The organism is Haloplanus vescus (assembly GCF_900107665.1).
GTDB lineage: Archaea > Halobacteriota > Halobacteria > Halobacteriales > Haloferacaceae > Haloplanus > Haloplanus vescus.
On sequence record NZ_FNQT01000002.1, the window covers coordinates 405,878 to 430,175 of the forward strand.

The window sequence follows — 24,298 nt, forward strand, 5'->3', positions numbered from 1 at the left end:
TTTACTCCTCGTCTGTCTCCTCGGCGTCGTCCGCCTCGTCGGCCGTCTCGGCTCGCTCCGAGAGGTCGGCACTACCGCCGGCGGACTCGATCTTTTCGACGGCGCTCGCGGTGAACGCGTCCGCGACGACCGACAGTTCGTTGCGAACCTGGCCGTCACCGAGCACTTTCACCACGTCCGCGGCGTAGCCGTCGTCGGCCACGTCGCGGGCGTCGATCTGGTAGCCGTCACCGCTCTCCTCGGCGAGACCCTCCGCCACGTACAGGGCGGCGTTCTCGTCGAGTTCCTGAACGGTCACCTCGCGCACGTCGTCCTGGACGGAGTCGGGGCGCGTGAAGCCGTGTTTGCCGAGCGGTTCGTAGTTGTGGAACTCGTGTTTGTCACGGCCTGCGCGACCACGACCGCCACGGTGACCGGCGCCGCGCCGGTTCTTGTGTGTCCCGCCGCCGTGGGTGCGCGAGCCGCGCTGGCGATTTTTCTTGCTCGTCATCGCATGGCCTCCAGCAGTTCGTCTATCTGCTCGGTCGAGTGCTGGCCCAGCTGGCCGCTCTCGATGGTCGGGTGCTTGACGCCGTCGTGGCCGCTACGCGGCGGGTGCAGCCGAATCGACGGGGCGAGCCCCGCGTCGCGGAGCGTCGCCTCGTCGTCGACCAGCGCCGCCGCCAGCGCGTCGATGTCGGCGTAGTCGGTGTTCTCGGCCACCCACTCGTCGTCGATATCGGCCGCGCCCTCGAGGGGTTCGGCGCGTCGACGGATGAGCGTCGCGACGACGTCGGCCGACGGTTCGCCGTGGGCGACGTAGTCGTTGACCTTCGTGATCATGCCGCGGTAGGCGTCCGTCTCGGGCACCAGCGTACACTGGTTGACGGCGTGCAGGTTGAGCATTTCGAGCGTGTCCTGCACCTCGCCGGAGATGTTCACCTCACCGCGAATCTGGACGAGTGCTTCCATTACTCGTTCACCTCAGTTTCGCGCTGCTTGCGGCGCGCCCGACGGGGCGTCCGCGACTGCGAAGCGTTCTGGAGCGCGTTGTACGTCGCTTTCGCGAGGTTGACCGTCGTCCGGGTGTTCCCGGTCGACTTCGTCCACGCGTCCTGGACGCCGGCGAGTTCGAGGATGTTACGGACGGTCGGTGCCGCGGCCAGTCCCAGCCCCTGCGGGGCGGGGATGACCTCGACGGTCACCGAACCGGCCTTGCCCGTCGCCTTCCGCGTCAGGGAGTTCACGCCGCCTGCGCGGTCCTCCCAGGACCCGGAGCCACGGTCGACCTCGATGATGTTCAGCTTGGCCACGTCGATGGCCTTCTGGATAGCCGAGCCGACTTGGTCGTCGCGGCCCTCGGCGTAGCCGAGGTAGCCGTCGCGGTTACCCACTGCGACGACACACCGGAACTTCACCCGGCGACCGGAGTCGGTCATCCGCTGGACCATGTTGATGTCCAGCACTTCGTCGTCCAGCCCCGGGAGGAGCTGATCGACGAGTTCGGCCTCTTTCAGGGGGAGCCCGGATTCGAGCGCCGCCTTCATCGACGTGATGTCGCCGTCCTGTACCTTGCGGCCGAGCCGCGTGCGCGGTTCCCAGCCGTCGCCGTAATCGTTACTGCTCATTGTCCTCCATCAGTCGTTCGCGCACTTCGTCGAAGTGCTCGGGGAGGTCCGTCGCGTCGAGGTCGCCGCTGTACAGCGGTTCGTCCAGCTGTTCAGCGTACTCGGCGATATGCTCGCCGCGATTGCGCGACCAGTCCGCGAGGACGTTATCGCTGTGCGGAATTTCGAGTCCCGCGTCGATTGCGCCTTCCTGTACTGCGAACACCTTGTTGCCCGGTGTCGCGGTGTTGAGACCGATGTCGAGGACGGCCTCAGAGAGGCCTGCCTCGATCGCCCGCATCCCCGCGAGATACCCCGTGAGATACGCGCTGGGGAGGTTGCCCGTGGGGGCGTCCCAGCCGTACTCATCGAGGTCCTCGGAGGAGGCGGCCACGTGCGTCTCGTCACCGTCGGGACCGGGTGTGATCAGCTGCGCCCTGACGTGTCGGTTGCTCACGCGAGCAACCAGACGCGGCTTGCCGGATTTCAGCAGGCGCAACCTCTGGTGGTAGTCGGTTCGGTCCTCGCGGCGACGCCGCATCGGGACCTTGTATCGTGGGCCTGTAGCCATTAGTCGCTCACCTCAACGTCGTAGTTGTTCTCGATGTACGCTTCGAGTCGCGCCACGCTGTCGAACTCCCCACCGCCAGCCTTGTTGTAGAGCTCGCGGTACTGGGTGCGGTCGAGCGGGCCGTCGTCGCGCAACTCACGCAGACGGCGGCGCTGGGCGCGGATGCGACTCGTCCAATCTTCCTTGCTGTTCTTCCGGGCGCCGGCGGTCCCGCGGCGGGAGCCGGCACCGGTCTGGTGACCGTAGGCTCGCTTGTCGGCCCGTTCGCGGGCGCGACCACGCGAGTTGCCCGAGGCGTCTTTCTGCTGAATCGTGCCCTGATCGACCAGGTCACGGATGTCTTCGCGGGTGATCGCGTCCGCGATTTCACCTTGTTCCTCCGGATCGAACCACACGCGGTCTTCGCCCACGTCGAGGACGTCGGCAGCGAGCCGCTTCTGTGCGCTCAGATCAGTCATTCAGCTTCCTCCTCGACTTCGACCTCGATGTACGTCGGGTTGAGGACGCGAATCTCGCGGTCCTCGCAGACGTCTTCGATGCGTTCGCGCTTGCGCGCGCCCACGCCGCTCGCGATGCGGACGGCCTCGGTGTCGGGGTCGACCCCCTCGAGGTCGTCCGTGTTGTGGACGCGAACCTCTTCGAAGCCGCTCGGGTGCAGGCCGCGGGCCGCCTTCGGCGAGCGGTAGCCCGCCTCGACGACTGCGCCCTTGCCCTTGATACCGCGTCGCTGCTTCGAGAGCGTCCCTCGCGGCTTGCGCCACGACGGGTCGACGCGCTTTTTCTTGTGGTGGTCCTGCCGGTTGAACTTCGGCTTGCCCTGACGGCGCTTCTGGACCAGTGCGCGTGCGGCCTCGTCGTCGAGGTCCGGCGTCTTGTCGGCGTGGCCGCGGGGACGGAGCTCCGTCTCCGCTTCCTCGCTTTCGTCTTCGGCTTCTTCGGTTTCCTCTTCGACTTCGGCCTCGGTCTCTTCGCTGACCTCGAGGCCACCGACGTCGGCTTTGATTCGCGCTGCGAGCGCGTTGCCGACGCCGTCGATGTCTGCCAGTTCCGACTGGCTCGCGGCCTTGAGGTCCTCGATGGACTCGTAGCCGGCTGCGCGGATCGCTTCCGCTTTCGAGGGACCGACGCCACCGATGTCTTCGATGTCCTGAATCTCGTCGCTCATCTACGCCCCACCTGCCTGCGGTTTCTTCGTGATGTAGACGCCGTCCTGGAAGACACGAGTGTCTTTGTCCGGGACGCGCGTCAACTGTTCGATGTCGGCGGCGGTCTGCCCGACGGCTTCCTTGTCGGGACCGGAGAGGGTGATCTCCTCGCCGTCGACCTGTACCTCCGTGTCGCCGCGAATCTGCACCGTTCGCGGCGCGCGCTCGCCGAGGAAGTTCTCGATGACGACTTCGTCGCCCTCGACGGTGACCTGCATCGGGAAGTGGGCGTAGAAGATTTCCATCTGATACTCCCAGCCCTCGGTCACGCCGTGGAACATGTTCCTGACGTGGCTCTCGAAGGTGCCGAGCGTCGCGTGCGTGTTGGCGTCGTCGGCTTCGCTCTCGATTACCACGTGGTCGTCCTCGACGCGCACCGACACGTCGGGGAACCAGAGGCGTCGCGTGACGCTCCCGTTCGGTCCCTCGACGGTCAGATCCAGGTGGTCCATTTCGGCGGACACGTCGTCCGGAATCTGGAGTTCTGTTCGGTTCATTGTTAGTAGACGTACGCGATCACTTGGCCACCGATGCCCTGTTCGCGGGCCTCGTAGTGACTCATGACGCCGTGGCTGGTCGTGACGACGAGTGCCCCGTAGTCACGGGCGGGGAGGTATCGCTTCTCCCACTTTTCGTACTCGTCGGCGCCCGCGGAGTAGCGGGGCTTGACGACGCCACAGCGGTTGATCGCACCTTTCAGTTCGACGTCGAAGCGACCGGACTTACCATCATCGACGAACTCGAAGCCGTCGATGTACCCGCGGTCGTAGAAGACCTCGAGTACCGATCCGATCACGTTCGACGCGGGCTGTACCGTATGGGACAGATGTCCCACGCTTTCGGCGTTGTCGAGTCCCGAAAGCGCGTTCGAGAGGGGATCGTTCCCTGCCATTGTTATCGATACTTCTTGAAGCCCATGTCGCGCGCGACCTCTCGGAAGCACTGCCGACACAGGAAGATGTCGTACTTCCCGACGAGTCCCTGTTCGCGGTCGCACCGACGACACTGGTGGCGGTCGTCGGTCCGCGGCGAGGCGTGCTCACCGGTCACGTCGCGTTCGTCCTGGGTTGATTCACTTTCGCTCATTGCGTAACCTCCACGTCAAAGGTGGATTCGACGAAGGCGACGGCGTCGTCTGCGTCGAGTCGGTGGGAGGACGGAATCTGTCGCGACTCCTTGTTCCGCTTCGTGACGCGGTAGCCCGGACGAACCAGGTTGACGGTCACGTCGAGTCCGTAGATTCCGATGTTCGGGTCGTACTCCTGGCTCGGGAACTCCGTGTGTTCCTCGACGCCGAAGCTGAAGTTACCCGTGTCGTCGAACTGCTGGGGCGAGATGTCGGCCACGGCGAGCGCCGTTTCGAGGAACTCGATCGCGTCCTCGCCACGGAGCGTCACCTTGGCACCGATGGGGTCGCCCTCACGGATGTTGAACGCCTGGACCGTCCGCTTGGCCTGCGTCCGCACGCTCTGCTGACCAGTGACGCTCTCCAGGATGTCCTCGGCGTCCGCGAGTTCGCGGCCACCTTCGCCGACGCCCATGTGGACGACGACCTTCTCGATTTGCGGCTCGCGCATCTCGTGGAACTCTGCGCTTTCACTCATTCGTCGTCATCCTCCGTGAAGTTCTCGTCAATCACGACGACGTAGTCTTCGATGGTCTCGAAGCCGTCGCCGTCGTCCTGGGTGACGGTGACGACGTTGTCGCCGCTCCCGGGCGTCACGGTAATCGTGTCGATTTCGCCGATTTCGCCGGCGTGGCTGCCGGCGACGGCGGTCACGAGTGCACCCTCTTCGTAGACGAAGTGGGCCACGATATCCTTGGTCTCGTTGTCGATGACGAGCGAGTCGCCGGTGTCGTACTCGGTGCCCGCGTCGACGCGAACGTTCGCGCCGTCGTGGAGCGTGAGCTGGATGTCGCCGCCGGAGACCTGCGTCTTGCGGACGATTTTGCCGAGGCGGCTCCCTGCCGCGTCGGCGTCGATGGGCGTCAGCGAGAGCCGACCGCCCTCGTCCGGGAACACGCGGTACTGCTCTTCGCGCTCGACAAAGGAGAGGATGTCGAACATCCCGATGGGGCGCTCGACGTCCGAGGGTGCGTCCCCGTTGACGAGCACGCCGTTCTCGTTGAGCGCGTAGTTGGCTTCTTTCCGCGAGTCGACGTAGCCGAGCACGTCCCGCAGGACGATGAGCAGGGGAACCCCCGCCTCGCCGTGCGGACCGGCACCGGCCTTGACCGTCCACGTCGCGGTCTTCCGTTCGACCGGCCAGGACTTCGGTACTGAGAGTCGCTTCTGGTGTCGCGTCATTCGCTACCTCCTTCGAGACGCGCCTGCCGGCGGTCGTCCTCCAGGTCGAGTTCGGTCACGCGAAGGTTGCTCGCGTCGAGCGGCCGGGGCACCTCTTCGCCGTCGGCCTTCTCGACGGTCACGTCTTCGACGTGAACGACCTCGTCCGTGAGGTCCACCGCGACCACTTCGGCTTCTTCGCCGGCGTGGTCGCCGCGGAGCACCTCGACGGTGTCGCCCGCGTTGACGCGGACCGAACGCTGGTCGTACTCCTCGCGGAGGTCGTCGGCCAGCGTGGCTCGGACCTGGTCGTGTCGCTCGTGCAGGGGCGCGTTTCGCTTCTGTGTGCGCTGTTTGTGTGGCTGTCGAGTCATACGATCATCGTTGCCGTGGATGCGATGCTCCCGAAGCGTTCGGCGACTTCGCGCGCAACAGGACCCTTGATTTCGGTCCCGCGAGGCTCTTCCATGTCGTCGATGACGACGGCGGCGTTGTCCTCGAACTTGACGCGCGTGCCGCTCGGGCGGCGAATGGGCTTGCGCTGGCGGACGACGACCGCCTCCAGCACCTGCCGGCGCATTTCCGGCGTGCCCTTGGTGACCGAGACGGTCACCTTGTCGCCGATGCCCGCTTTGGGGTGTCGGTTCTTCGTACCGGAGTAGCCCGCGACGCTGATAACCTTCAGTTCGCGAGCGCCGGTGTTGTCGGCGCAGTTGATCAGCGACCCTTTAGCGAGGCCACGGGTGACGTCGGCCTTCAGCGCCTCCATCACTCGTCACCTCCCAGTCGCTCGACGACCACGTGTGATTTGGTCTTCGAGAGGGGTCGCGTCTCCGCGATGCGGACCGTGTCGCCTTCCTCGAGACCCAGGCACGGAGGTGCGTGGGCCGGAATGCGACTCCGGCGTTTCATGTATCGGTCGTACTTCGGAACGCGAACGTCGTATTCGCGCTCGACGACGACCGTCTTTTCCATTGCTGTGGAGGCGACCGTACCTTCCAGCGTCTGGCCGCGCACGGAAAGCGATCCGTGGAACGGACAGTGCTGGTCGGTACAGGCGTCCTCCGGTTCTGTTACGTTCAGTCCTATCGCCATGTGGATACACCTGCCTTCTCGGTTCGCAAGGCGGGTCGTGAGAGCAGTCGTGTGCCATCCACCGTAACGTAGGCCGCGTCCTCGCAACCGTCAGACTGACCAGTTCGGCTGGCAGTTTCCGGCGGAAGTTTGGGCGCGGTCCCCGACACCTTCGCGGCGTCGGCGGCTTCATCTGTGCACGGAATCGTGAATTCGAAGGTCGTCCCCGACTTGGGGAGGCGTCGCACCCGAGACCCGGCCGACAGACTGAGCGTCCGCATCGTCTCGCTGACGACGCGGCCGCTAATCCCGACAGCGTCGGGATTCGTCGACTCGACGACCCGCGCGTGCAGGCCGTTGAGTTCGTGTCGGACCAGGGTTTCGGGTGTGAGTGCCATCAGATATCGCCTTCTTCGCGCTGAATCGTCTTGATTCGCGCGATTGTCTTCTTCAGTTCGCCGACTCGCGACGGGTTCTCGGGCATCCCACCAGCGGCCTGGACGGCCTTGGCGTTCAGCAGTTCCGTCTCGAGCTCTTCGAGTTCCGCCTCGCGTTCGGCGGGCGTCATGTCGCGAATCTCTGCGGTGTGGAGAATCGCCATTTACGTGTCCTCCTCGTCGTCGGCGGGTTCGTCTTCAGCAGACTCTTCCATCTCCTCGACGAGGTCCGCGGCCTCCTCGGCCACGTCCTCGTCGAGCTCCTCTTCGTCCTCGGAGGACTCGTCGACCGTCTCCTCGGGGGAGTCGTCGGTCTCCGAGTCGTCGTCGGTCTGGGTCTCTTCGACGACTTCCTCGACGATTTCCTCGTCGATCTCCTCGTCGATGACGTCCTCGGGGCCCTCGGTGGGCACCTCGACATCGTCGCCTTCGCCAACGTCCGGAACGTCGCCCGGCTCCTCTTCGAGGAGCTCCTCGACGCCTTCGCCCGTCTCCGCGGCCTGCTCGACCGGTTCGATGTCGGCGTCTTCGGCGATTTCGAAGTCGTCGGGGAGTTCGGCTCCCGGCGGGATGATCTTCACCGTCACGCCGATGGTACCGAGCTTCATCACGGCGACGCCCTGCCCCTCATCCACGATGGACTCGGCGGGTTCGCCGTTGTGCTTGATGTAGCCGCGGTTGAACTTCTCGACGCGCGAGCGAGCGCCCGTGACCTTCCCGGAGAGGACGATTTCGGCGCCGAGGGCGCCGGCTTCCATGATCCGGTCGATGGTCGTGTGGCCCGCTTTGCGGAAGTACCAGCCACGCTCGAGGGCGTTGGCCAGTCGGTCCGCGACGATGCGTGCGTTGAGGTCGGGTTCGTCGACCTCCTGCACGTCGATCTGGGGGTCGTCGAGGTTGAACCGCTCTTCGAGTTCCGTGGTCACCTTGCGGATGTTCTTCCCACCCTTGCCGATGACCATTCCGGGCTTCTCGGCCTTGAGGACGATCTGGGTCCCCATCGGGGTCTTGGCGACATCCATGCCGCCGTAGCCCGCGCGGCCGAGTTCGTCCGCGAAGAACTCGTCAATCTGGGAGCGCTGAAGTCCGTTCTCGATGAACTGGTGTTCGTCAGCCATTATTCCTCGTCCTCCTCGATGATGAGTTCGACGTCACAGAGCGTGGTGTTCCATGGGTCCGCGCGACCGAACGCACGGGGCTTGCGACCCTGTCGTTCGCCGACCTTGTGGGCGGCGACGTGGTTGATCGTCATGGACTCGCCGTCGAAGCCCTGTTCGTCCGCGTTGTTGCGGGCGTTCTCGATGAGCTTCAGGAAGTCCTTGCTGGCCTTCTCGGGGTAGCGACCGGCGTCCCAGCCGTCGATGTCGCTCCGGTGACCGACACCGGAGTTGTGCTGTTTGAACGGGACCGACTGCTTCTCGTCGATCACGTCCTGCAGGTACGCCTCGGCGTCGGCGACGGTCATGCCCTTGATCGCGCGGGCGATGGCCTTGCTGTGCTTGATGCTGATGGGCCGCTCTCGGAGCATCGCCTTGGCGGTCGTCTCCGGGTCGGCCTCGACGCTGTAGTTGATTCCCATATGTTACTTGAGTGGCACGAACTTCGAGGACCGGGTCGCGCCGATGCCGGCCTGACCGTGCTCGACCGAGGTTCGGGTGAGCTGGAACTCGCCGAGGTAGTGCCCGATCATCTCGGGTTCGACCTCGACACGCTGGAACTCCTGGCCGTTGTAGACCGAGAAGGTCAGCCCGACGAACTCGGGCAGGATCGGCATGTCTCGGAGGTGCGTACGAAGCGGGTCGTTCGCCGTCTCCTCCTCGCCCGCGCCGCGCGCCTTCTCGAGCAACTTCTCCTGTTCGACCGAGAATCCTCGAGTGATGGTTCGCCGCTGTCGAGCGGGGAGCAGTTCCGCGACCTCGTCGAGCGACATGGACTGCAACTCGTCGAGCGTGTGGCCGCGGTAGGTGAACTCACCTTCACGGCCGGTTCGGTATTCCGAGCTCATTAGTTGTTACCTCCGCGTCCGGTCCGTTTCGATGCGATGTCGCCGACCTTCCGTCCCGGCGGGGCGTCCCGCGAGACGGACTTGGGCTGACCGGGGTGCTGTCGGCCACCGCCACCGAACGGGTGGTCGACGGCGTTCATCGCGACACCACGGACGCGCGGCCACTTCGTGCCACGCGATTTCATCTTGTGGTGCTTGTTGCCGGCCTTGACGAACGGCTTCTCCGTTCGACCGCCGCCCGCGACCACGCCGACCGTGGCGCGACACTGCGGGTTGAGGCGCTTGACCTGCCCACTCGGCAGTTTGACGACCGTCACGCGCTTGTCGTGGGTCATGAGCTGTGCGCTCGTCCCAGACGCGCGTGCGAACTTCCCACCGTCACCGGGGCTGCTCTCGACGTTACAGACCGGGACCCCTTCCGGAATCTCGGCCAGCGGGAGCGTGTTCCCGGGCTTGATTTCGGCGGAGACGCCGACCTGAATCGTCTCACCGACGGTCACGCCCTCGGGGGCGAGGATGAGGCGCTGGTCGCCGTCCTCGAACTCGACCGACGCGATGGGCGCCGAGCGAGCCGGGTCGTGTTCGATGTCGACGATTTCGCCGCTGATCGTATCGCGCTCTTCGTCTTTCTTGTGTTCGAGGTCGGCCTTGTAGCGATGGCTGGGGGCACGGAACGTCGGCCCACCGCGACCACGTCGCTGGCCTTGAATTCGTCGTCCCATCTTAGAACACCCCGATTCGCGAGGCGATTTCCTGTGCGTCGTCGTCCTCGGAGAGCCGGACGACTGCCTTCTTCTCGCCCTGCGCAGTAATCTGCGTGTTCACCTTCGTGATCGTCACGTCGTAGCGCGACTCGATCGACTCGGTGATCTCGGCTTTGTTCGCGTCGATGTCGACGATGAACTGGAGCTTGTTACCGAAGTCCATCTCGTCCATCGCCTTCTCGGTCACGAGCGGATGCTCGATGATCGTACTCATCGGTCGCTCACCTCCGCGAGCGCGCTCTCGGTCCAGAGGGTCAGGCGACCGGCGTGCGTGCCGGGCGCGAGGTCCTCTGCGTTGACCTGTGTGGCCGTCGTTACGTCCGCACCAGCGAGGTTGCGCGCCGCCTTCGACGGCTCCTCACTCGTCACGAACAGCACCGACTTGGGCTCGCGGTACTTCCGACCGCGGGCCTTGCCCTGACCGGCCTTGATGCTCCGGCCGTCGTCTGCGCGTTCGATGTCCGCGTGGACGTCGAGCGCTTCGAGCAGATCGACGACTTCGCGGGTCTTGACCAGATCCTCGAAGTCGTCGCTGACGACGAGGGGCAGTTCGAGGTCCGAATCGAACTCGTGACCGCGCTCGGCCACCAGTTCGGCGTCCGCCGTCGCAGCGATGGCGGAGCGGACCGCGAGTTTGCGCTCCTTGTCGTTGATTCCCTTGCCCTGGTCCTTCTCGGCTTTCGGCGGGTGCGCCTTGCGTCCACCCACCGTCTGGGGCACGCGGGCACCCTGCCCGTTCGAACGGGGCACGTGGGCCATACCGCGGCCACTACCGAAGGACTCTGCCGGGGTTCGAAGCCCGGCGTAGGGGTCGGCACCGTACGCCTGTTTTCGGTTCGCCTGTGCGGCCAGGACGGCACGCTTGATGAGGTCCGGCCGGTAGGCCGTCTCGAAGACCTCGGGGAGGTCCACCGTGCCCGCATCCTCGCCGCTCAGATCGCGTACTGTTGCTTGCATTGGTTATCCCTGGTTGGATGCGGTTGAAACGTAGCGCACCTCGGGGTCGAGGCGCGGTTGGTCGGTCGGACGGACGGCGGGTCGGAAGCGCAGGAGGCGCTGGTCCGGACCCGGCAGCGAGCCCTTGACGAGCGCGTACGGCCCGTCGACCTCGCCGTAGTTGACGAAGCCACCGTCGACGGTGGCCTCGTCGCCGTCGCCCATGTCGATAAGGCGCTTGTTGAGCTCCGTCCGCTGGTGGTAGCCCGTCTGACCCTGCTGGGGGACGGTCGAACGCACACGGGACGGGTTCCACGGCCCGAGGTTCCCGATGCGTCGCCGCCAGCCCTGGCGGGCGTGCTTGCCTTTCCGCTTCTGGACGCCCCAGCGCTTGACGGGGCCTTGGGTACCCTTGCCTTTCGTGATACCGCTCGCGTCCATGTACTCGCCGGCACGGAACACGTCGGACATCGCGTGCTCGCCTCCGTCTTCGAGGAGGTCGAGTGCGAAGTCGACGCGCTCGTCGAGCGAGCCACCGCCGACGCGCGTTTCCATCACGTCGGGCTTTTTCTTCGGGACGTTCGCGAGTTCGCTCGGCACCGTGTGGGTGATCACGCGAAGGTCGTCGACCGAACCGTCGGCGACGGCCTCGCGGAGCGCGTCCGCGTCGTCCTCGAAGCTATCTTCCGCCGGCAGGTCGAGCGTGCGGTCGAGTTCCGAATGGAACTCGTCGGTCCACACTTCGGTTGTCGGCTTCAGTCCGTACGACGTCTGTTCGTAGGCTCGCAGGGCGACGGCACGCATCGGTGGCGTCTCGACGACGGTCACCGGCACCGACTCCTCCATCCCTTCGCGGGGGGAGTTGGCTTCGTCGTTGACCATGACGACGTGGGTCATGCCGGCCTTGTAGCCAGCGAAGCCCTGCAGCGCGGGTGCGCCGTCGTCGTCGGGCCACGAGCGAATGCGCGGGACTTCGTCAGTCGCGCGCTTGCGCGGGCCAAAGCCCATCGAGCCTTTTCGTGGTCTGCTTGGTTGTGGCATGGATTTACTCCGTGAGATTCAGGGGCGCGAGCGACGCGAACATCGCTTCTTCCGTTCGCACCGTCTCGCTTCCCTGTCGCGGAATCGTATTCAGCCAGAGGTCGAACCCCGGATCGGGTTCGACTGTTCCGTCGCCGTCGGCGACAGCCTCGACGGCCAAGTCGAGGATAGCCGGGAGCCCTCGCCCGGGTGCACCGAACGCAACGGTCAGATCACCGTCGTCGATTCGCCCGACGAGTTCCGTCAGGCGACCGACCGACAGCGTCGTCCCGTGGCGGGACGCGGCGATCCGAACCCCTGCATCGGGGCGGGCCAGCACTTCCGGCAGGTCCGCGCGTTGGACCTCGAACCCCGGTAGGGGGTCGTCGACGATCCGTGCGCGGACGGGTTCTCTCGAAGAGATCCTGATGGCGACGCGCTCTCCGGCCGACACCTCCATCCCGTCTGGGAGGAGGAGGGAGATTGGGTGTTGCAGTCCGCAATTGACCCGGACGCGGCCGTCAGGTCCGACCTCGGTCACGATTCCCTCTTGTAACGACCCCGGGCTCTCAGACCCGGGGCCGGTCCGTGACGAGACACGAAGGGGCGGCAGAACGCCGACGTACTCCAGTTCGTCGCGTGTGCCCCACACCTCCTTCCGGAGATAGGGGGGCGTCGCAGCGTACCGAAGGACCGTCTCGACGAAGCCGCCGCCCCAGCGCCGTTCGCCCTCCCCGTCGGGGAAGACGACCAGGCGGTCCGCCCGAAACACCGTCGCCGCGCGGGCGACGTAACCGAGTTTGCGAGTTGCCTCGCGTTTGTCCTCGGCTTCTCGGACGACAGACGACGGCACGAGTACGGTGAACGTCATGCCGATCCGTTTCGCGTCACGTCACTAGACTGTGATGGTTCTACCGCATCCTCCGGTAAAAGGGTAGCGAAACTCACGGGCGGCTGTGAGGCGCTCACACGCCTCAGAACGCCGATTCGTGGGCTTCGGTCACACGGCATCTGTCCCCACGCCGGCCGCTATTTCTCGGCGATTTCGGAACGCTTAATTATCTATCCCGGTTTGGTGTGAATGCGAAGGGCGCTGGTAGTGTAGTGGTATCACGTGACCTTGCCATGGTCACAACCTGGGTTCAAATCCCAGCCAGCGCACTTTTCCCGAACTCAACGAACGAGGAGCGGAGCGACGAGTGAGCTGTGAGGGAAAATCGCTCCTGATTTGAACCCTACCAGTCGCGCACAGCGACCGGAGGGAGCGAGCACGTCTGGTTTCGGTTCAAATCCCAGCCAGCGCACTTTCCCGAATTCAACGACCGAGGAGCGATTCGTTCCGTGACGAACCCTTTTCACCCTGACTCCCTCACCGCAAGCCATGCATCGACGCGCGTTGCTCGCCGCGACGGGAACCTGTCTCGCGGGACTCGCTGGCTGTGGTGCCGACGGCTCCACCGAGACGTCGACCTCCACCCCGACCTCCACCTCCACGCAGACGACGACCACGCCGCCACCGACGTCCACGCCCCCCGAACAGCGCTACCGGCCGCAGTTGCTCGACGTGGGACTCGTCTCGACGTGGGCGGAGGCTGGTGACCTCTCGGAGAATCGGGTCGAACAGATTCGACGGGGCCGGCCCGCCGTCATCGCCTTCCGCTATCGAATGCGTATCCCCCAGGGGACGGTCAACCTGAAGGAGGGCATCGACATCATCGCCGACGACGAACTGGTGATGCGACGGAACAACGAAGTCGACCGAACCGTCGACACCGCTGGTCTCCACACGTGGGAGACTGGCATCACCATCGAGACGGCGGACTGGCCGACCGGGCAGGTGACCGCGTCCGTCGCCATCGGCGAACTGCAGTTACACCGCACCTCAGACCCGATGGCGACGACGTTCGAAGTCACCGAGTAGCGGGCCGATGGCCTTTTCCTCGCTGCGCGCCAACGTATACCAATATGGTCGATTCGTTGGTGCGTCGTGACGGGTGAGCTACCGGCCAGCGCCGACGGCCACCCCACGCCGCCGCGCCTTGACGGAGTGCTCGACCGGGTAACCGACGGGGTGTTCGGTTTCGACGCCGAGTGGCACGTTACGTTCGTGAACGACTGCGCTCACGCCCTCGTCTGTGACGCCACGGGCGAGACGGTCACCGCCGAGGACCTCGTCGGCCGGTCCATCTGGGACGTGCTCCCGGAGCTCCGTGACACCACCTTCGAGACGGAGTGTCGTGCGGCGATGCGGACCCGAGAGTCGGTGACGTTCGAGACGCACTACGACCCGCTGGATGCGTGGTTCGACGTGCGACTCTATCCCTCGGAGTCGGGCCTGACCGTCTGGATGCACGAGAGTGCGGAGGACGGCCACGACTCCCGCGAGCGCCGCGAGGCGGTCCTCCGGGAGATGTACGACGTCATCGCCGACCGCGACGCCACCTTCGAGGAACAGGTGGACGACCTGCTTCGAATCGGGCAGCGGATTCTCGGAACGGCGTACGGAACGCTCTCTCGCGTGCGCGGTGACAAGTACACTTTCGAGGTCGTCCGCTCGCCGGGCGATATCGAAGCCGGTGACACCGTCGACCTCTCGGCGACGAACTGCGAGCGTGTCGTGCTCGACGAGGAGACACTCGTTCTCGCGGACCTCGCGGCTGAGGCACCAGAACTCACGGAGCGGGCGGGCTTCGCCGAGTGGGGAATCAGCTGTTATCTCGGGACACCCGTCATCGTCGACGACGAGGTGTACGGCACGTTCTGTTTCTACGATACCGACCCGCGGACGGAGACGTTCTCGGACTGGGAGGTCACGCTCGTCGACCTGATGGGCCGGTGGGTGAGCGTCGCGCTCGAACGCGAACTCGTCGAGGAGCAACTCCGCCAGCAGAACGCCCGCCTCGAAGAGTTCGCGACGATGGTCTCTCACGACCTTCGCAACCCGCTCAACGTCGCGGATGGATGGCTCGACCAAGCTCGCGAAACGGGCGACGCCGAGTCACTCGACAGAGTCGAATCCTCACACGAGCGGATGCGGGAGATAATCGACGACGTGTTGGCGCTCGCGCGGGCGGGACGCGCCGTCGACGACCCCGTCTCGCTCGACCTGGGACGCGTCGCCGCCGACGCGTGGGAACAGGTCGACACCGACGGTGCGACGCTCACCATGGACCTCGAATCAGATGCTACTGGCGACCCCAAACGCCTCCAGCAACTGTTCGAGAACCTGTTTCGCAACGCTGTCGACCACGGTTCGGGCGAGGACGGAGCGGCCGGGTTGACGGTGCGAGTCGGCTCGCTCGTGGGCGGATTCTACGTCGAGGACGACGGCGTCGGCATCCCGGTCGCCGACCGCGAGCGCATCCTCGAATCCGGCTACACGACGGCGGATGACGGCACCGGACTCGGCTTGGGCCTCGTCGACGACATCGCCACCGCCCACGGGTGGTCGGTCGACGTTACGGAGAGCGAGTCGGGTGGCGCGCGCATCGAGTTTACGAACGTCGACTGATAGCGACGGTCGATGGGTCGACCGAAAGAGACGGATTTATCAATAGCCCTCCCTTGCTCCAATATGCAGCGCTCGGTTGGTGTAGTCCGGCCAATCATGTTGGCCTTTCGAGCCGACGACCAGGGTTCAAATCCCTGACCGAGCATGATTCTGACCGAACGGAGTGAGTGACGGAGCGCGCACAGGAGAGGGATTTGAATCAGAGAGCGGCTTCGCCGCGACCGTGGTTCAAATCCCTGACCGAGCATGATTCTCTGTGGCTCATTGCTCGATAGCACTCGCTCCACGAAAACGGGTGAATTTATCATTCGACCCGATATGTAACCGCACACACGACGGTCGTCTCACTCGGAGACTGGACCGCGACTCATCCACCGATGTCGTCTCACTCGTCCCCCGATACAGAGACCGAGCACCTGTCGAAAGATACCGTCTTCTCCCTCCTGAGCAATCAGCGCCGGCGCTACACACTCCAATATCTGGGGCACCACTCGAACGCGGTGTCGCTCCGTGACCTCGCCGCACAGGTCGCCGCGTGGGAAAACGACGTCGCACTCGACGACTTGGAGTACAAGCAGCGCAAGCGTGTCTCCACCGCGCTCCACCAGACCCACCTCCCGAAACTTCACGAAGCAGGCGTCGTCGACTACGACCGCGACGCGGGAACGGTGACGCTCGCCGACCGCGCTGCCGACCTCGACGCCTATCTCGAACTCGTCGGCGAACACGACGTGCCGTGGTGTGCGCTCTATCTTGGACTGTCGACGGTCGCCGCCGTCTGTATCGCCGCGGCGTCCGCTGGCCTGACGCCGTTCGCGTCGCTCCCCAGCCTGTCGCTCGCGGGGGGCCTGATCGCCGCGTTCCTCGTGGCGGCGGGCGTCAACGCTCGGCTGGCACGCCGCCACCACCTCGGACGCGGTGACGACGGCCCGGCCTGAGCGTCAGGCCAACCAGTCGTCCGGCTTCGTGTCGTAATCCACGTCGTCGGCGACGATTCGGGCTTCGAGGTCGGGGTCGAGGGCGTGTGTCTCGAAGTCGTCGCCGTCGTATCGGATGCGCTTGCCGACCTCCGTTGGCGTCGGTTCGCGGTTCCGGCGCTGTGCGATTTCCAGTTCGTGTTCGTCGTACTCGGAGACGACGGTCATCAGGTTGACCGGCCGCCCCCAGAGGTCGTAGGTGCGTTCGAGGACGCGCTTTGCCTGCTCGATGTCGAGGCCGATGCCGTTGTACTGGTGGCCGAGTAGCAGTTCGTTCCGGTTGTCGAAGTTGCCGTCGTACACCGCGACGGTCGGCTTGCCGAAGTTGGTGAACTGCAAGAGCAGTTTCTTCTTCACGTCTTCGGGGTCCGTCGACGCGGCGCGGAAGTCACCCGTCGCCTCCGAGTACTCGTAGGTGAAGTAGTCGTTCGCGTCGACGAACTCCTCGGAGAGGAACGCGTCGATGAAGGTCACGTCGTTGTGGCTCTCGCGGAGTTCGCGCATCCGCCGCCACCCCGCCTCGTACGCCACATCGGCGAGCGCTTCGCTCACCGACCCGTACTTCTCGTCGTCGAACATGTACCGCGCCAGTCGTTCGAGTTCCGACCGGCGGATGCGCCGAAGGAACTCACGGTTCTGGGGCTTGCACAGCGAGAAGTGTCGCTCGGCTAGCCCCGCCCTCGTGAGCACCTTCCACGGGTAGCGCTCGATATCGATATCGCCGGCCCGCGCTCGGTCGAGTGCCTCGGCGTCGACCCGCGGGTCCGCGGGGTCCAACTCCGCGAGCGTCTCGGGCGTAATCGAGGCGATGGCCGGGTCGGGGTCCAGCGCGGCCTGCACGGCCTCGAAGTCGACCACGTCGTGGAAGTTCCGCCAGGTGACGCCCTCGACGCGGAGGAGTTTGTCGACCACCTCGCGCCGGTTGGTCACGTTCTCGACGTACTCCCAGAGCTCCATCCCGAGTTTGTAGGGGTTGAGCCCCGGCGACCCGAGGACACGCGCCATGTGGTCGGCGTAGGTGACGAACTCGTCGTCGCCGGCGAAGCCCTCGTCGCTCATCATCGTCGATTCCCAGAACGCCGCCCACCCCTCGTTGAGCACCTTCGTCATTTTCTGGCCAGCGAAGTAGTACGCCTCCGTCCGCAGGAGTTCGAGAACGTCTTTCTGCCACGGTTCGAACTCGACGGCCTTCCCGGACTCCTCGTCGTACTGCCGGCCGTGTTCGAGGAGGTAGGCGAGGACGTCCGTGTGCGGGTCGTCGAGACGGGCGTCGGCGCGCTCCGATTCGGCGAGGTCGTCTAGCCACTCCTCGTCGAAGGCCTGGCGGCGGACCTCCTCGGACACGTCGAGTTCGTCGAGTCGCTCCCGGAGGTCGGGCGGCGCGTCGCGCTCTCGGCGCTCGTCGGCGCGGGCGAACGCGCGGTGCTGGTCGATGGTGTCCTCCAGACAGAGGACGGCGTCGATGAAACGCTCCACGTCGTCGCGGTCGATGTCCGGGTCCTCGGCGTACTCCCTGACCGTCTCGGCGTGGCGTTCGAGCATGGCGGCGGCGTCGGGGCCCGAACGGTCGTCGCCTGGTCCGTCACCGAAGAGGCCGAACCACTCGTTGTTGGCGAAGAAGTCGGCGTGGGCCTCGACGTGCGTGATGACCGCCTTCTGGTCGGCGAGGGAGTTCGACTCCTGCAGGAAGGCGTGGGCGGGGTTGTCGTTGTTGACGATTTCGAACGCCTTCCCCATGCCGAACTGGTCCTGTTTCTGCTGGCGGTCGTAGGCCATCCCCCACCGCCAGTGGGGATAGCGTCGCTGGAACCCGCCGTAGGCGATGAGTTCGTTCATCTCGTCGTGGTCGACGATCCAGTAGTTGACGGGATACGGGTCGAGCCCCAGTTTCCGCGCCAGGTTCGCTGCCTCGGTGACCGGTTCGTTGAGGCGGGCCGCTTCCCTCCGTGCGTCGATGCGGTCGTCTCTCATTGGTCGTCCTCCGTACTCAGGACCTCATAGATGGCGTCGGTCACGTCCGCCGGGTCCGCGACGGACGTGACGACGACTCGCTCGCTGTCTTCAAACGCGCGTTCGACCTCTTCGGCGTGGGTCGCGTTGATGGCCGGGCCGCCCGGTTGCGTCTCCACGTACGCGTGGCGGTTCGCCGGAATCGACTCCATCAGCGGCACGACGTTCTCGCGGGTGTCGTTGCTGGAGTTCTCGGAGTCGCCCGCCGCGAAGACGTAGCGGTTCCACTCGCTCCAGGGGTAGCGCTCTTCGAGCACCTCGGCGGCGAGTTCGTACGCCGAGGAGATGCGGGTCCCGCCGCCCGACCGGATGCCGAAGAAGTCCTCGCGGTCGACTTCCCACGCCTCCGCGTCGTGGGCGATGTAGACGAACTCCGCGCGGTCGTATTTCCCGGTGAGATACCAGTCCAGCGGCGTGAACGTCCGCTCGACGAGTTCGCGTTTCTCCTGTCGCATGCTGCCCGACACGTCGCGGATGTTCACCACGACCACGTTCTGCTCCGTCTCCTCGGTCACCTCGGGGTGGCGGTAGCGCTCGTCCTCGCGGCGGAAGGGCACGTCGCGCAGGCCGTCGCGATGGATGCGTTCGAGCGTCGTCGTCCGCTCGACGGCCGCCACCATCTCCTCGAAACTCGCCCAGCGCCCGCGCTCGTCGTCCGGAATCGTCTCCCACTCGGTTTCGACCCACGCCCGCGAGACGAGGACGTTCTCCTCGCGACACCAGCGAAACACGTCGTCCGGCGTCGCGTCCGCGACGCGCATCGCCTCGCGGACGAACTCCTCGTCGAAGTCCGTCGCCAGCTTTCGCTTCAACCCCTGCTTGAACAGGCGCTCGAAGTCGAGCGTGCTGTTCGGTCCAGCGCGAGTGAGCTCCGTGTAGTCGCCCTCGACTTCCTCGACGACTTCCTTCCCCTTCGGTTCCAAGTCGAGGCCGAGCTCCTCGTCGAGTTCTTGGGCGAACTCCTCGGGATCCATCTCGTAGTACTCGTGGTCGCCGGCCTCGTCACCGGGGTCGCCGTCCTCGCCCTCGTCGGCTGGGTGGGGCTGGCCGACTGGTTGGCCCGCTTCCGGCGTGCCGTCCTGGCCCTGTCCGACGCCGCCGCGGTCACGGGGGTCGTACTCGAACTCGGGCAGGTCGACGACCTTGATTGGGATTTCGATGCTGTCGGGGTCGCTCCCGCCGAGCGACCCGTGGCGGATGAACTCCGTCAGGTCCTCGCGGCGACGCTCGCCCACCTCGCGGAACCGGTCGAGGTCCTCCCTCAGTCCCATCGGTAGCTCACCTCCCGCATCACCTTGCGGCTGGTCAGCTCCGCCGACGCGGGGGAGTAGCCCTGCGATTCGAGGGCGGCAAGGGTTCGCTCCTTGCAGCGCTCGGTCTCGGTCCCCGACGGCGGGTCGGCCCACTGCGTCGGGTCGAACTCCTCGAACAGCCGTTTCACGTCGGTCCAGTCGTGTGTGTCGAGGACGGCGCGAATGATCGGAATCTCGCTCACGTCCACGTCCTCGATGGCGAAGTCCTCGTCGCGGTTCTCCCACGCGTAGCGGTTGATGGCCGTGATGACCTTCTCCCGACGGAAGCGCTCGACGCGCTCTGTGGGCTCCGGGCCGCGGTACGCGTCGTCGTCGAACCGACCCAGATGCTCCGTCTCGAACACCTTCATCAAGAGCGGGTCGGGGTCGACCGGCCCGCGGTCGGTCGCGACCTGTTCGTCGTTCGCCCACGCGAAGACGTGTTCGACGTACTCCGCGACCGTCGCCTCGTCGACGCCTTTCTCCGCCAGCAGGGCGTCCAACACGTCCGTCTCCTGTCGGTCGTAGACGTAGCTCTTGACGACGGCGAGGCGGTTCTCGTACTCCGCCGCCTCGGCCCGGGAGAACACCGGCGCGTCCGATAGCCCGTCGGCCATCGCGTCGAGCACGTCGTCGGCGGTGACGACGCGTTCGACCGGGAGGTCCGGATGCTGGCGGTCGGCGTCGGTCTGGAGCAAGTCGGCGACGATGTCTCGCGTGTACGTGACGGGAATCCCGTGACTGCCGTCGTCGCCGTCGAACTCGAAGGCGTCGGCCTCGATTCGCTCGTCGCCCTCTTGGAGGTAGCCCTGGTCGAACAGGAGCGCCTTCTCGACGAGGCCGCGGTCGCCGGGCGTGTCCTCGCCGTCGAGACGGGTGACGACGCTGTACAGCGCCGCCGCCTCGACGGCGTGCGGGGCGAGTTCGCGTTCGACCACGCGGCCCCGGCCGTCGCGCATCGGCAACGTCACCCCCGCTCGGACCCGGGCGTCGAGGTCGGCGTACCCCTCGGCTTCCCACACCCCCGTCTCGTTCGTCAGTTCGCGTCGAATCAGTTCGGCTTCGAGCGAGAGGGTAGTCAGGTAGCCGAACTCGTGTTTGTCGAGGCGGCGCTTGAGCGCCTTCAGGGGGTCGCGCCCGTTGCGGTCGGCGTACTTGTCGAGTTCCACATCGAGGTCCGGGTTCGAGATGATGAGCAGCTGCGTATCGATATCCATCCCGATGCCCTTGTCCAACTTCACGCGCCCCTCATCGGGCACGTTCAGGAGTTTGCGGAGCAGGTCCGCGTGCTGGGAGGCGTCCTCCACCACCGTCAACAGGCCGTTGCCCTGCGAGAGGACGCCGTCGTAGGAGAACGCTTGCGGATTCTTCCGCCCGCGCGAATCGAGTTCGCGGAGCATCCCCGGCATCCACGACCCGACCAGACGCTCCTTCGGGGAACCGTCGTCCTCCGAGTGGAGAATCCCGATGCCGCGCCCCACGTCGACGACGTAGTTTTTGACGCGGAGATGGCGCGGGTCGGTGATGGCCGAGAACAGGTTCGTCTCGCCCGCCCGGCGGTACCGCTCTTCGAGGAGGTCGTACGCCTCCCGACAGAACGGGTCGAGGTCCGCTGTCACCCGCGTGGGGACGTGCGCCTCCTCGTTCAGGTCGGCCAGCAACCGCTCTCGCACGTCCGCGGGAAACACCGAGAGCGGGTGTGACTGGACGGGGCTCTCGTACCAGTCGTCCTCGTCGTCCAGTTCGCCGCCGTAGCTCAGCCCGCGTGACTGCTCGGCGCTGTCGACGTTCCACTCGACCGTGTAGCGTCGCCCCGCCTCCGTCTTCGAGTACGCCCGCAACCCGTTGACCAGACAGCGTTTGAGCTCCGATTTCCCGGTGGCGGTCGGGCCGTCGAACCAAATTATCTTCTCGCCTTTCCCCCGGTCCGTGGCGATGGTCCGGAGGTCGTCGACGAAGCCGTTGAGCACGTCGGTGTTGCCGAGGACCGCGTGTTCGCCGTCGTTTTCGGGGTCGTCGAAGAAGCGGTAGCGCTCGCGTTCCTCCCCTTCCTCGACGACCGTTCGAGTGCCCATCGACTCGATGGCTTCGAGGAGGTACTTCGGGGCGTGTGCGGCGATGGAGGGGCGTTCGAAGGCGGTGTCGACGTACTCGTCGAGGCTCATCGGCTCCTCGTAGGCTCCGGCGAGTGCCTCGTCGCTCGCGCGGATGTAGTTCTCCGTCATCCTTCCAGTTCGCTCTTTGCGACCTCCGCGCCGGCGAACTCGAGGACCTCCTGAGCCCCCTCGCGGGAGTAGCCCTGTTCTATCAGCGCGTCCACCCACGCGCTCCGCTCGTCGTCGTCGAGTTCGTTCGCGGACACCAGCGCCGAGAAGTTGATGTTGTGTTTCTTGTCCTCCCAGAGCTTGCGCTCCAGCGCGCGGCGCAGGCGGTCGTTGTCCTGCGGGTCGAACCCCTCGCCCTCGCGGGCGCGGCGACTCACCCAGTTGGAAACTTCCTGTCGGAAGTCGTCCTTGCGGTCGCTTGGAATCTCCAACTTCTCCTCGACGGAGCGCAGGAACGTCTCGTCCGGTTCCTGTTCGCGTCCCGTGAGCTCGTCGGTCACGGTGGCGTCGTCGATGTACGCCATCACGTGGTCCATGTACTTCTCGCCCTGGCGCTGGATTTCGTCCACGTCGTACGCGAGGGCGTGGCGCACGTCTTCGATGGCGCGCTCTTTGTACTCCTCGCGCACGAGTTCGAGATAGCGGTGGTAGCGGTCGACGTTCGCCTCGGGGATGGAGCCGTGGTTTTCGAGGTTGCGCTCGAAGTGGGTGAATATCGAGAGCGGCGAGAGGTACGACCGGTCGCGGTGGGTGGCGTCCATGATGGCCTCGGCGATTTCGTCGCCGATGAACCGGGCCGAGACGCCGTCCATCCCCTCCGCGATGTCGGCGTTCGCCTCCCCCTCCTCGCGCAGCTTCTTGACGTCGATGTCGTCGGTCTCGTCGATTTCGCCGTTGTACGCCTTGGCCTTCTGGACGAGCGTCACCGTCTCGCCGTCGGGGTCGGTGATGCGCGTGAGGACGCCGAACAGCCCCGCCATCTCCATCGCGTGGGGTTCGATGTGCATGTCCGGCACGTCGGCGTTACGCAGCATCTTGCGGTAGATTTCGGCCTCCTCGCTGTACTCGAGGACGTACGGGAAGTCGATGCGCTTGGTGCGGTCGTTGAACGCCTCCATCTTCTCGTCGCCCTTCTTGTCCCGGTACTCGGGCATGTTCGTCCGCCCGACGATGACTTGGTCGATGTCGATGCGAGGGTTGTTCTTCGGCTTGATCGTCTGCTCCTGCGAGGCGTGCAGGAAGTCGTAGAGGAACTCGCGCTGGAGTTTCAGGAGTTCCTCGCCCGAGAACAGGCCCCGATTGGCGTTACAGAAGGCGCCGGAGTAGTCGAACGCGCGCGGGTCAGACTCGCCGTAGACGGCGATTTTGGAGTAGTTGACGTCGCCGGTCAGTTCCGTCTCGTCCTGATTTTTCTTGTCTTTGGGCTCGAACGTCTCGACGCACTGGCGCTTGTTCTCCGAGGCGACGAGCCGAACGATTTCGACGTGGTTGTCGAGGACGGCCTTCAGGTCGTCGTCGTAGTGGGCCAGCAGGCGGTCCATGTAGAACTCGCTCGCGGGGTCAAGCGACTGCTCGTTGCGGACCGTGTAGGGCGCGTCGAGCGACTCGTTCAGGCGTTCGAGCACTCGGTCCCGCTGTTCCTGTGGCAACAGGACGAGTGGGTCCTGATTCATCGGCGAGACGACGGTGTCGTCCGCTGGGTCCTGGTCGCGGACGATGTCACAGAGGTTCACCCACCGGAAGGTGTACATCCGCCCCGCGTCCTGTGCGGTGTAGTCCTCGAAGTAGCGCCGCACCAGCCAGTCGAAATGTGACTTCCCGGACCCGACCGGGCCGAGGAGGAGTTTGATGCGTTTCTCCGGGCCGAGTCCCCGAGCGCCGCTTTTGACCTTGTTGACGAACTCGTGCATCGACTCGTGGACTTCCCGGCCGTAAAACGTGTTCTGCCCGTCGTGTAACGGGTCCTCCGAAGCCATGCGGTACTCCACGACGCCGGCGTCCTCGTCGTACTCCGTCCCGTAGTGATCGAACATGTCGGCGACGCGTTGGTGGGCGTTGCGGGCGACTCGCGGGTCGTCGTACACCTCGTCCAAGTACCAGTCGAAGTGCCTTGCTTCGCGGAGGTCCGACGGGACTGATTCCTTGTACTCCTGGCTGAGGTCTTCGAGGGTTTCCTTCGTCATTGTTCGGAGACTCGGTCCCGAGACAGCCGCGTGAGATATTATCCCACGAGGCATGTGAACTCACACCACACCACGACCGCGACCGCGGGGTGGTCGTCGGTAGTGTCGGGAGTGGTGCGGGTGAGCCACCGGTGGCGTCTCGGTTCGCGTAACCGAGGCTATAACACTCATCAGATTCACATATTGATAAGCCTTCCCCTGATACAGTACTTTGACACGTCTGTCATATCGGACGGAAATCCCCTGACAGCCGTCGATACGGCCGCTATCGACGACAGTCGAACGAGAGGTAAGTCGGGAGACGAACGATTCGACCCGCTCGCTCGTCACGCGGC

31 protein-coding genes and 2 tRNA genes are annotated in these 24,298 nt (G+C 65.3%); 5 read left to right on the plus strand and 28 right to left on the minus strand.

Going from position 1 to position 24,298, the window contains the following annotated elements:
• Position 1 precedes the first annotated feature (1 nt).
• From BLU18_RS09725 to BLU18_RS09840, 24 genes are read right to left on the minus strand one after another with little or no spacing between them, the layout of a single operon-like run.
• A complete protein-coding gene (locus BLU18_RS09725) occupies positions 2-490 on the minus strand; it encodes an uL15m family ribosomal protein (RefSeq protein WP_092634448.1) in 489 nt (162 codons plus the stop codon).
• Entirely contained in the window at positions 487-951 is a 465-nt protein-coding gene (gene rpmD, locus BLU18_RS09730; RefSeq protein ID WP_092634450.1) for a 50S ribosomal protein L30, read from the minus strand. The genes BLU18_RS09725 and rpmD overlap by 4 nt, the downstream gene beginning before the upstream one ends.
• Complete coding sequence (locus tag BLU18_RS09735) at positions 951-1,607, minus strand: 30S ribosomal protein S5 (RefSeq protein WP_092634452.1); 657 nt, start codon at positions 1,605-1,607, stop codon at positions 951-953. The genes rpmD and BLU18_RS09735 overlap by 1 nt, the downstream gene beginning before the upstream one ends.
• Positions 1,597-2,157, minus strand: coding sequence for a 50S ribosomal protein L18 (locus BLU18_RS09740; protein WP_092634454.1), 561 nt, complete (start codon positions 2,155-2,157; stop codon positions 1,597-1,599). The genes BLU18_RS09735 and BLU18_RS09740 overlap by 11 nt, the downstream gene beginning before the upstream one ends.
• On the minus strand, positions 2,157-2,615 hold the full coding sequence (locus BLU18_RS09745; protein WP_092634456.1) for a 50S ribosomal protein L19e: 459 nt from the start codon (positions 2,613-2,615) through the stop codon (positions 2,157-2,159). Before BLU18_RS09745 ends, BLU18_RS09740 begins: the two co-directional genes overlap by 1 nt.
• Positions 2,612-3,322 (minus strand): 50S ribosomal protein L32e, encoded by a 711-nt coding sequence (locus BLU18_RS09750; protein ID WP_092634458.1) that lies wholly within the window; start codon positions 3,320-3,322, stop codon positions 2,612-2,614. Before BLU18_RS09750 ends, BLU18_RS09745 begins: the two co-directional genes overlap by 4 nt.
• A complete protein-coding gene (locus BLU18_RS09755) occupies positions 3,323-3,859 on the minus strand; it encodes a 50S ribosomal protein L6 (protein WP_092634460.1) in 537 nt (178 codons plus the stop codon).
• Between the two features lie 2 nt (positions 3,860-3,861).
• Positions 3,862-4,254 (minus strand): 30S ribosomal protein S8, encoded by a 393-nt coding sequence (locus tag BLU18_RS09760; RefSeq protein ID WP_092634462.1) that lies wholly within the window; start codon positions 4,252-4,254, stop codon positions 3,862-3,864.
• Positions 4,255-4,256: 2 nt separating this feature from the next.
• A complete protein-coding gene (locus tag BLU18_RS09765) occupies positions 4,257-4,448 on the minus strand; it encodes a 30S ribosomal protein S14 (protein ID WP_092634464.1) in 192 nt (63 codons plus the stop codon).
• A complete protein-coding gene (locus BLU18_RS09770; protein ID WP_092634466.1) occupies positions 4,445-4,966 on the minus strand; it encodes a 50S ribosomal protein L5 in 522 nt (173 codons plus the stop codon). Before BLU18_RS09770 ends, BLU18_RS09765 begins: the two co-directional genes overlap by 4 nt.
• Positions 4,963-5,670 carry a 30S ribosomal protein S4e gene (locus tag BLU18_RS09775; RefSeq protein WP_092634468.1) on the minus strand — a complete coding sequence of 236 codons (708 nt, stop codon included), beginning with the start codon at positions 5,668-5,670 and terminating at the stop codon, positions 4,963-4,965. Before BLU18_RS09775 ends, BLU18_RS09770 begins: the two co-directional genes overlap by 4 nt.
• Positions 5,667-6,023 (minus strand): 50S ribosomal protein L24, encoded by a 357-nt coding sequence (rplX, locus tag BLU18_RS09780; RefSeq protein WP_092634470.1) that lies wholly within the window; start codon positions 6,021-6,023, stop codon positions 5,667-5,669. The genes BLU18_RS09775 and rplX overlap by 4 nt, the downstream gene beginning before the upstream one ends.
• Positions 6,020-6,418 (minus strand): 50S ribosomal protein L14, encoded by a 399-nt coding sequence (locus BLU18_RS09785; RefSeq protein WP_092634472.1) that lies wholly within the window; start codon positions 6,416-6,418, stop codon positions 6,020-6,022. The genes rplX and BLU18_RS09785 overlap by 4 nt, the downstream gene beginning before the upstream one ends.
• The gene (locus tag BLU18_RS09790) at positions 6,418-6,744 is read right to left on the minus strand and encodes a 30S ribosomal protein S17 (protein WP_092634474.1); all 327 of its coding nucleotides are present in this window, start codon (positions 6,742-6,744) and stop codon (positions 6,418-6,420) included. The genes BLU18_RS09785 and BLU18_RS09790 overlap by 1 nt, the downstream gene beginning before the upstream one ends.
• Positions 6,735-7,121 carry a ribonuclease P protein component 1 gene (locus BLU18_RS09795; RefSeq protein WP_092634476.1) on the minus strand — a complete coding sequence of 129 codons (387 nt, stop codon included), beginning with the start codon at positions 7,119-7,121 and terminating at the stop codon, positions 6,735-6,737. Before BLU18_RS09795 ends, BLU18_RS09790 begins: the two co-directional genes overlap by 10 nt.
• Complete coding sequence (gene rpmC, locus BLU18_RS09800; protein ID WP_092634478.1) at positions 7,121-7,324, minus strand: 50S ribosomal protein L29; 204 nt, start codon at positions 7,322-7,324, stop codon at positions 7,121-7,123. The genes BLU18_RS09795 and rpmC overlap by 1 nt, the downstream gene beginning before the upstream one ends.
• Complete coding sequence (locus tag BLU18_RS09805; protein ID WP_092634480.1) at positions 7,325-8,278, minus strand: 30S ribosomal protein S3; 954 nt, start codon at positions 8,276-8,278, stop codon at positions 7,325-7,327. It lies immediately after the preceding gene.
• Positions 8,278-8,739, minus strand: a complete 462-nt coding sequence (locus BLU18_RS09810; RefSeq protein WP_092634483.1) for a 50S ribosomal protein L22 — start codon at positions 8,737-8,739, stop codon at positions 8,278-8,280. The genes BLU18_RS09805 and BLU18_RS09810 overlap by 1 nt, the downstream gene beginning before the upstream one ends.
• A 3-nt stretch (positions 8,740-8,742) precedes the next feature.
• Positions 8,743-9,165, minus strand: coding sequence for a 30S ribosomal protein S19 (locus BLU18_RS09815; protein ID WP_092634485.1), 423 nt, complete (start codon positions 9,163-9,165; stop codon positions 8,743-8,745).
• Positions 9,165-9,887, minus strand: a complete 723-nt coding sequence (locus tag BLU18_RS09820) for a 50S ribosomal protein L2 (protein ID WP_092634487.1) — start codon at positions 9,885-9,887, stop codon at positions 9,165-9,167. The genes BLU18_RS09815 and BLU18_RS09820 overlap by 1 nt, the downstream gene beginning before the upstream one ends.
• Before the next feature lies 1 nt (position 9,888).
• A complete protein-coding gene (locus tag BLU18_RS09825) occupies positions 9,889-10,143 on the minus strand; it encodes a 50S ribosomal protein L23 (RefSeq protein WP_092634489.1) in 255 nt (84 codons plus the stop codon).
• The gene (rpl4p, locus tag BLU18_RS09830; RefSeq protein WP_092634491.1) at positions 10,140-10,886 is read right to left on the minus strand and encodes a 50S ribosomal protein L4; all 747 of its coding nucleotides are present in this window, start codon (positions 10,884-10,886) and stop codon (positions 10,140-10,142) included. The genes BLU18_RS09825 and rpl4p overlap by 4 nt, the downstream gene beginning before the upstream one ends.
• Before the next feature lie 3 nt (positions 10,887-10,889).
• Positions 10,890-11,906: a 50S ribosomal protein L3 gene (locus BLU18_RS09835; RefSeq protein ID WP_092634493.1), complete on the minus strand. Its 1,017-nt coding sequence runs from the start codon at positions 11,904-11,906 to the stop codon at positions 10,890-10,892.
• A 4-nt stretch (positions 11,907-11,910) separates the two neighbouring features.
• Positions 11,911-12,756 (minus strand): putative RNA uridine N3 methyltransferase, encoded by an 846-nt coding sequence (locus BLU18_RS09840; protein ID WP_092634496.1) that lies wholly within the window; start codon positions 12,754-12,756, stop codon positions 11,911-11,913.
• 219 nt (positions 12,757-12,975) lie between these two features.
• On the opposite strand from BLU18_RS09840, the gene BLU18_RS09845 reads away from it, so the two are divergent.
• From BLU18_RS09845 to BLU18_RS09865, 5 genes are all read left to right on the plus strand, one after another.
• Positions 12,976-13,046 (plus strand) — tRNA-Gly (locus BLU18_RS09845).
• A 220-nt stretch (positions 13,047-13,266) separates the two neighbouring features.
• Complete coding sequence (locus BLU18_RS14895; RefSeq protein WP_092634499.1) at positions 13,267-13,806, plus strand: hypothetical protein; 540 nt, start codon at positions 13,267-13,269, stop codon at positions 13,804-13,806.
• A 66-nt stretch (positions 13,807-13,872) separates the two neighbouring features.
• Positions 13,873-15,396: a GAF domain-containing sensor histidine kinase gene (locus BLU18_RS09855; protein ID WP_092634501.1), complete on the plus strand. Its 1,524-nt coding sequence runs from the start codon at positions 13,873-13,875 to the stop codon at positions 15,394-15,396.
• Positions 15,397-15,466: 70 nt separating this feature from the next.
• Positions 15,467-15,541, plus strand: a tRNA-Glu gene (locus BLU18_RS09860).
• A 232-nt stretch (positions 15,542-15,773) separates the two neighbouring features.
• Positions 15,774-16,334: a DUF7344 domain-containing protein gene (locus BLU18_RS09865; protein WP_092634503.1), complete on the plus strand. Its 561-nt coding sequence runs from the start codon at positions 15,774-15,776 to the stop codon at positions 16,332-16,334.
• 3 nt (positions 16,335-16,337) lie between these two features.
• Here BLU18_RS09865 and BLU18_RS09870 read toward each other — a convergent pair whose 3' ends face one another.
• From BLU18_RS09870 to BLU18_RS09885, 4 genes are read right to left on the minus strand one after another with little or no spacing between them, the layout of a single operon-like run.
• A complete protein-coding gene (locus BLU18_RS09870) occupies positions 16,338-18,344 on the minus strand; it encodes a SpoVR family protein (RefSeq protein ID WP_092634505.1) in 2,007 nt (668 codons plus the stop codon).
• Positions 18,341-19,654 carry a YeaH/YhbH family protein gene (locus BLU18_RS09875; RefSeq protein ID WP_092634507.1) on the minus strand — a complete coding sequence of 438 codons (1,314 nt, stop codon included), beginning with the start codon at positions 19,652-19,654 and terminating at the stop codon, positions 18,341-18,343. The genes BLU18_RS09870 and BLU18_RS09875 overlap by 4 nt, the downstream gene beginning before the upstream one ends.
• On the minus strand, positions 19,645-21,900 hold the full coding sequence (locus BLU18_RS09880) for a PrkA family serine protein kinase (RefSeq protein ID WP_092634509.1): 2,256 nt from the start codon (positions 21,898-21,900) through the stop codon (positions 19,645-19,647). The genes BLU18_RS09875 and BLU18_RS09880 overlap by 10 nt, the downstream gene beginning before the upstream one ends.
• Positions 21,897-23,963, minus strand: coding sequence for a PrkA family serine protein kinase (locus tag BLU18_RS09885; RefSeq protein WP_092634511.1), 2,067 nt, complete (start codon positions 23,961-23,963; stop codon positions 21,897-21,899). Before BLU18_RS09885 ends, BLU18_RS09880 begins: the two co-directional genes overlap by 4 nt.
• Positions 23,964-24,298: the final 335 nt, after the last annotated feature.

Excerpts from the sequence above, each read along its gene's own strand:
- BLU18_RS09725 (WP_092634448.1), bottom strand. The coding sequence starts at position 490 with ATGACGAGCAAGAAAAATCGCCAGCGCGGCTCGCGCACCCACGGCGGC.
- rpmD (WP_092634450.1), bottom strand. The coding sequence starts at position 951 with ATGGAAGCACTCGTCCAGATTCGCGGTGAGGTGAACATCTCCGGCGAG.
- BLU18_RS09735 (WP_092634452.1), bottom strand. The coding sequence starts at position 1,607 with ATGAGCAGTAACGATTACGGCGACGGCTGGGAACCGCGCACGCGGCTC.
- BLU18_RS09740 (WP_092634454.1), bottom strand. The coding sequence starts at position 2,157 with ATGGCTACAGGCCCACGATACAAGGTCCCGATGCGGCGTCGCCGCGAG.
- BLU18_RS09745 (WP_092634456.1), bottom strand. The coding sequence starts at position 2,615 with ATGACTGATCTGAGCGCACAGAAGCGGCTCGCTGCCGACGTCCTCGAC.
- BLU18_RS09750 (WP_092634458.1), bottom strand. The coding sequence starts at position 3,322 with ATGAGCGACGAGATTCAGGACATCGAAGACATCGGTGGCGTCGGTCCC.
- BLU18_RS09755 (WP_092634460.1), bottom strand. The coding sequence starts at position 3,859 with ATGAACCGAACAGAACTCCAGATTCCGGACGACGTGTCCGCCGAAATG.
- BLU18_RS09760 (WP_092634462.1), bottom strand. The coding sequence starts at position 4,254 with ATGGCAGGGAACGATCCCCTCTCGAACGCGCTTTCGGGACTCGACAAC.
- BLU18_RS09765 (WP_092634464.1), bottom strand. The coding sequence starts at position 4,448 with ATGAGCGAAAGTGAATCAACCCAGGACGAACGCGACGTGACCGGTGAG.
- BLU18_RS09770 (WP_092634466.1), bottom strand. The coding sequence starts at position 4,966 with ATGAGTGAAAGCGCAGAGTTCCACGAGATGCGCGAGCCGCAAATCGAG.
- BLU18_RS09775 (WP_092634468.1), bottom strand. The coding sequence starts at position 5,670 with ATGACGCGACACCAGAAGCGACTCTCAGTACCGAAGTCCTGGCCGGTC.
- rplX (WP_092634470.1), bottom strand. The coding sequence starts at position 6,023 with ATGACTCGACAGCCACACAAACAGCGCACACAGAAGCGAAACGCGCCC.
- BLU18_RS09785 (WP_092634472.1), bottom strand. The coding sequence starts at position 6,418 with ATGGAGGCGCTGAAGGCCGACGTCACCCGTGGCCTCGCTAAAGGGTCG.
- BLU18_RS09790 (WP_092634474.1), bottom strand. The coding sequence starts at position 6,744 with ATGGCGATAGGACTGAACGTAACAGAACCGGAGGACGCCTGTACCGAC.
- BLU18_RS09795 (WP_092634476.1), bottom strand. The coding sequence starts at position 7,121 with ATGGCACTCACACCCGAAACCCTGGTCCGACACGAACTCAACGGCCTG.
- rpmC (WP_092634478.1), bottom strand. The coding sequence starts at position 7,324 with ATGGCGATTCTCCACACCGCAGAGATTCGCGACATGACGCCCGCCGAA.
- BLU18_RS09805 (WP_092634480.1), bottom strand. The coding sequence starts at position 8,278 with ATGGCTGACGAACACCAGTTCATCGAGAACGGACTTCAGCGCTCCCAG.
- BLU18_RS09810 (WP_092634483.1), bottom strand. The coding sequence starts at position 8,739 with ATGGGAATCAACTACAGCGTCGAGGCCGACCCGGAGACGACCGCCAAG.
- BLU18_RS09815 (WP_092634485.1), bottom strand. The coding sequence starts at position 9,165 with ATGAGCTCGGAATACCGAACCGGCCGTGAAGGTGAGTTCACCTACCGC.
- BLU18_RS09820 (WP_092634487.1), bottom strand. The coding sequence starts at position 9,887 with ATGGGACGACGAATTCAAGGCCAGCGACGTGGTCGCGGTGGGCCGACG.
- BLU18_RS09825 (WP_092634489.1), bottom strand. The coding sequence starts at position 10,143 with ATGAGTACGATCATCGAGCATCCGCTCGTGACCGAGAAGGCGATGGAC.
- rpl4p (WP_092634491.1), bottom strand. The coding sequence starts at position 10,886 with ATGCAAGCAACAGTACGCGATCTGAGCGGCGAGGATGCGGGCACGGTG.
- BLU18_RS09835 (WP_092634493.1), bottom strand. The coding sequence starts at position 11,906 with ATGCCACAACCAAGCAGACCACGAAAAGGCTCGATGGGCTTTGGCCCG.
- BLU18_RS09840 (WP_092634496.1), bottom strand. The coding sequence starts at position 12,756 with ATGACGTTCACCGTACTCGTGCCGTCGTCTGTCGTCCGAGAAGCCGAG.
- BLU18_RS14895 (WP_092634499.1), top strand. The coding sequence starts at position 13,267 with ATGCATCGACGCGCGTTGCTCGCCGCGACGGGAACCTGTCTCGCGGGA.
- BLU18_RS09865 (WP_092634503.1), top strand. The coding sequence starts at position 15,774 with ATGTCGTCTCACTCGTCCCCCGATACAGAGACCGAGCACCTGTCGAAA.
- BLU18_RS09870 (WP_092634505.1), bottom strand. The coding sequence starts at position 18,344 with ATGAGAGACGACCGCATCGACGCACGGAGGGAAGCGGCCCGCCTCAAC.
- BLU18_RS09875 (WP_092634507.1), bottom strand. The coding sequence starts at position 19,654 with ATGGGACTGAGGGAGGACCTCGACCGGTTCCGCGAGGTGGGCGAGCGT.
- BLU18_RS09880 (WP_092634509.1), bottom strand. The coding sequence starts at position 21,900 with ATGACGGAGAACTACATCCGCGCGAGCGACGAGGCACTCGCCGGAGCC.
- BLU18_RS09885 (WP_092634511.1), bottom strand. The coding sequence starts at position 23,963 with ATGACGAAGGAAACCCTCGAAGACCTCAGCCAGGAGTACAAGGAATCA.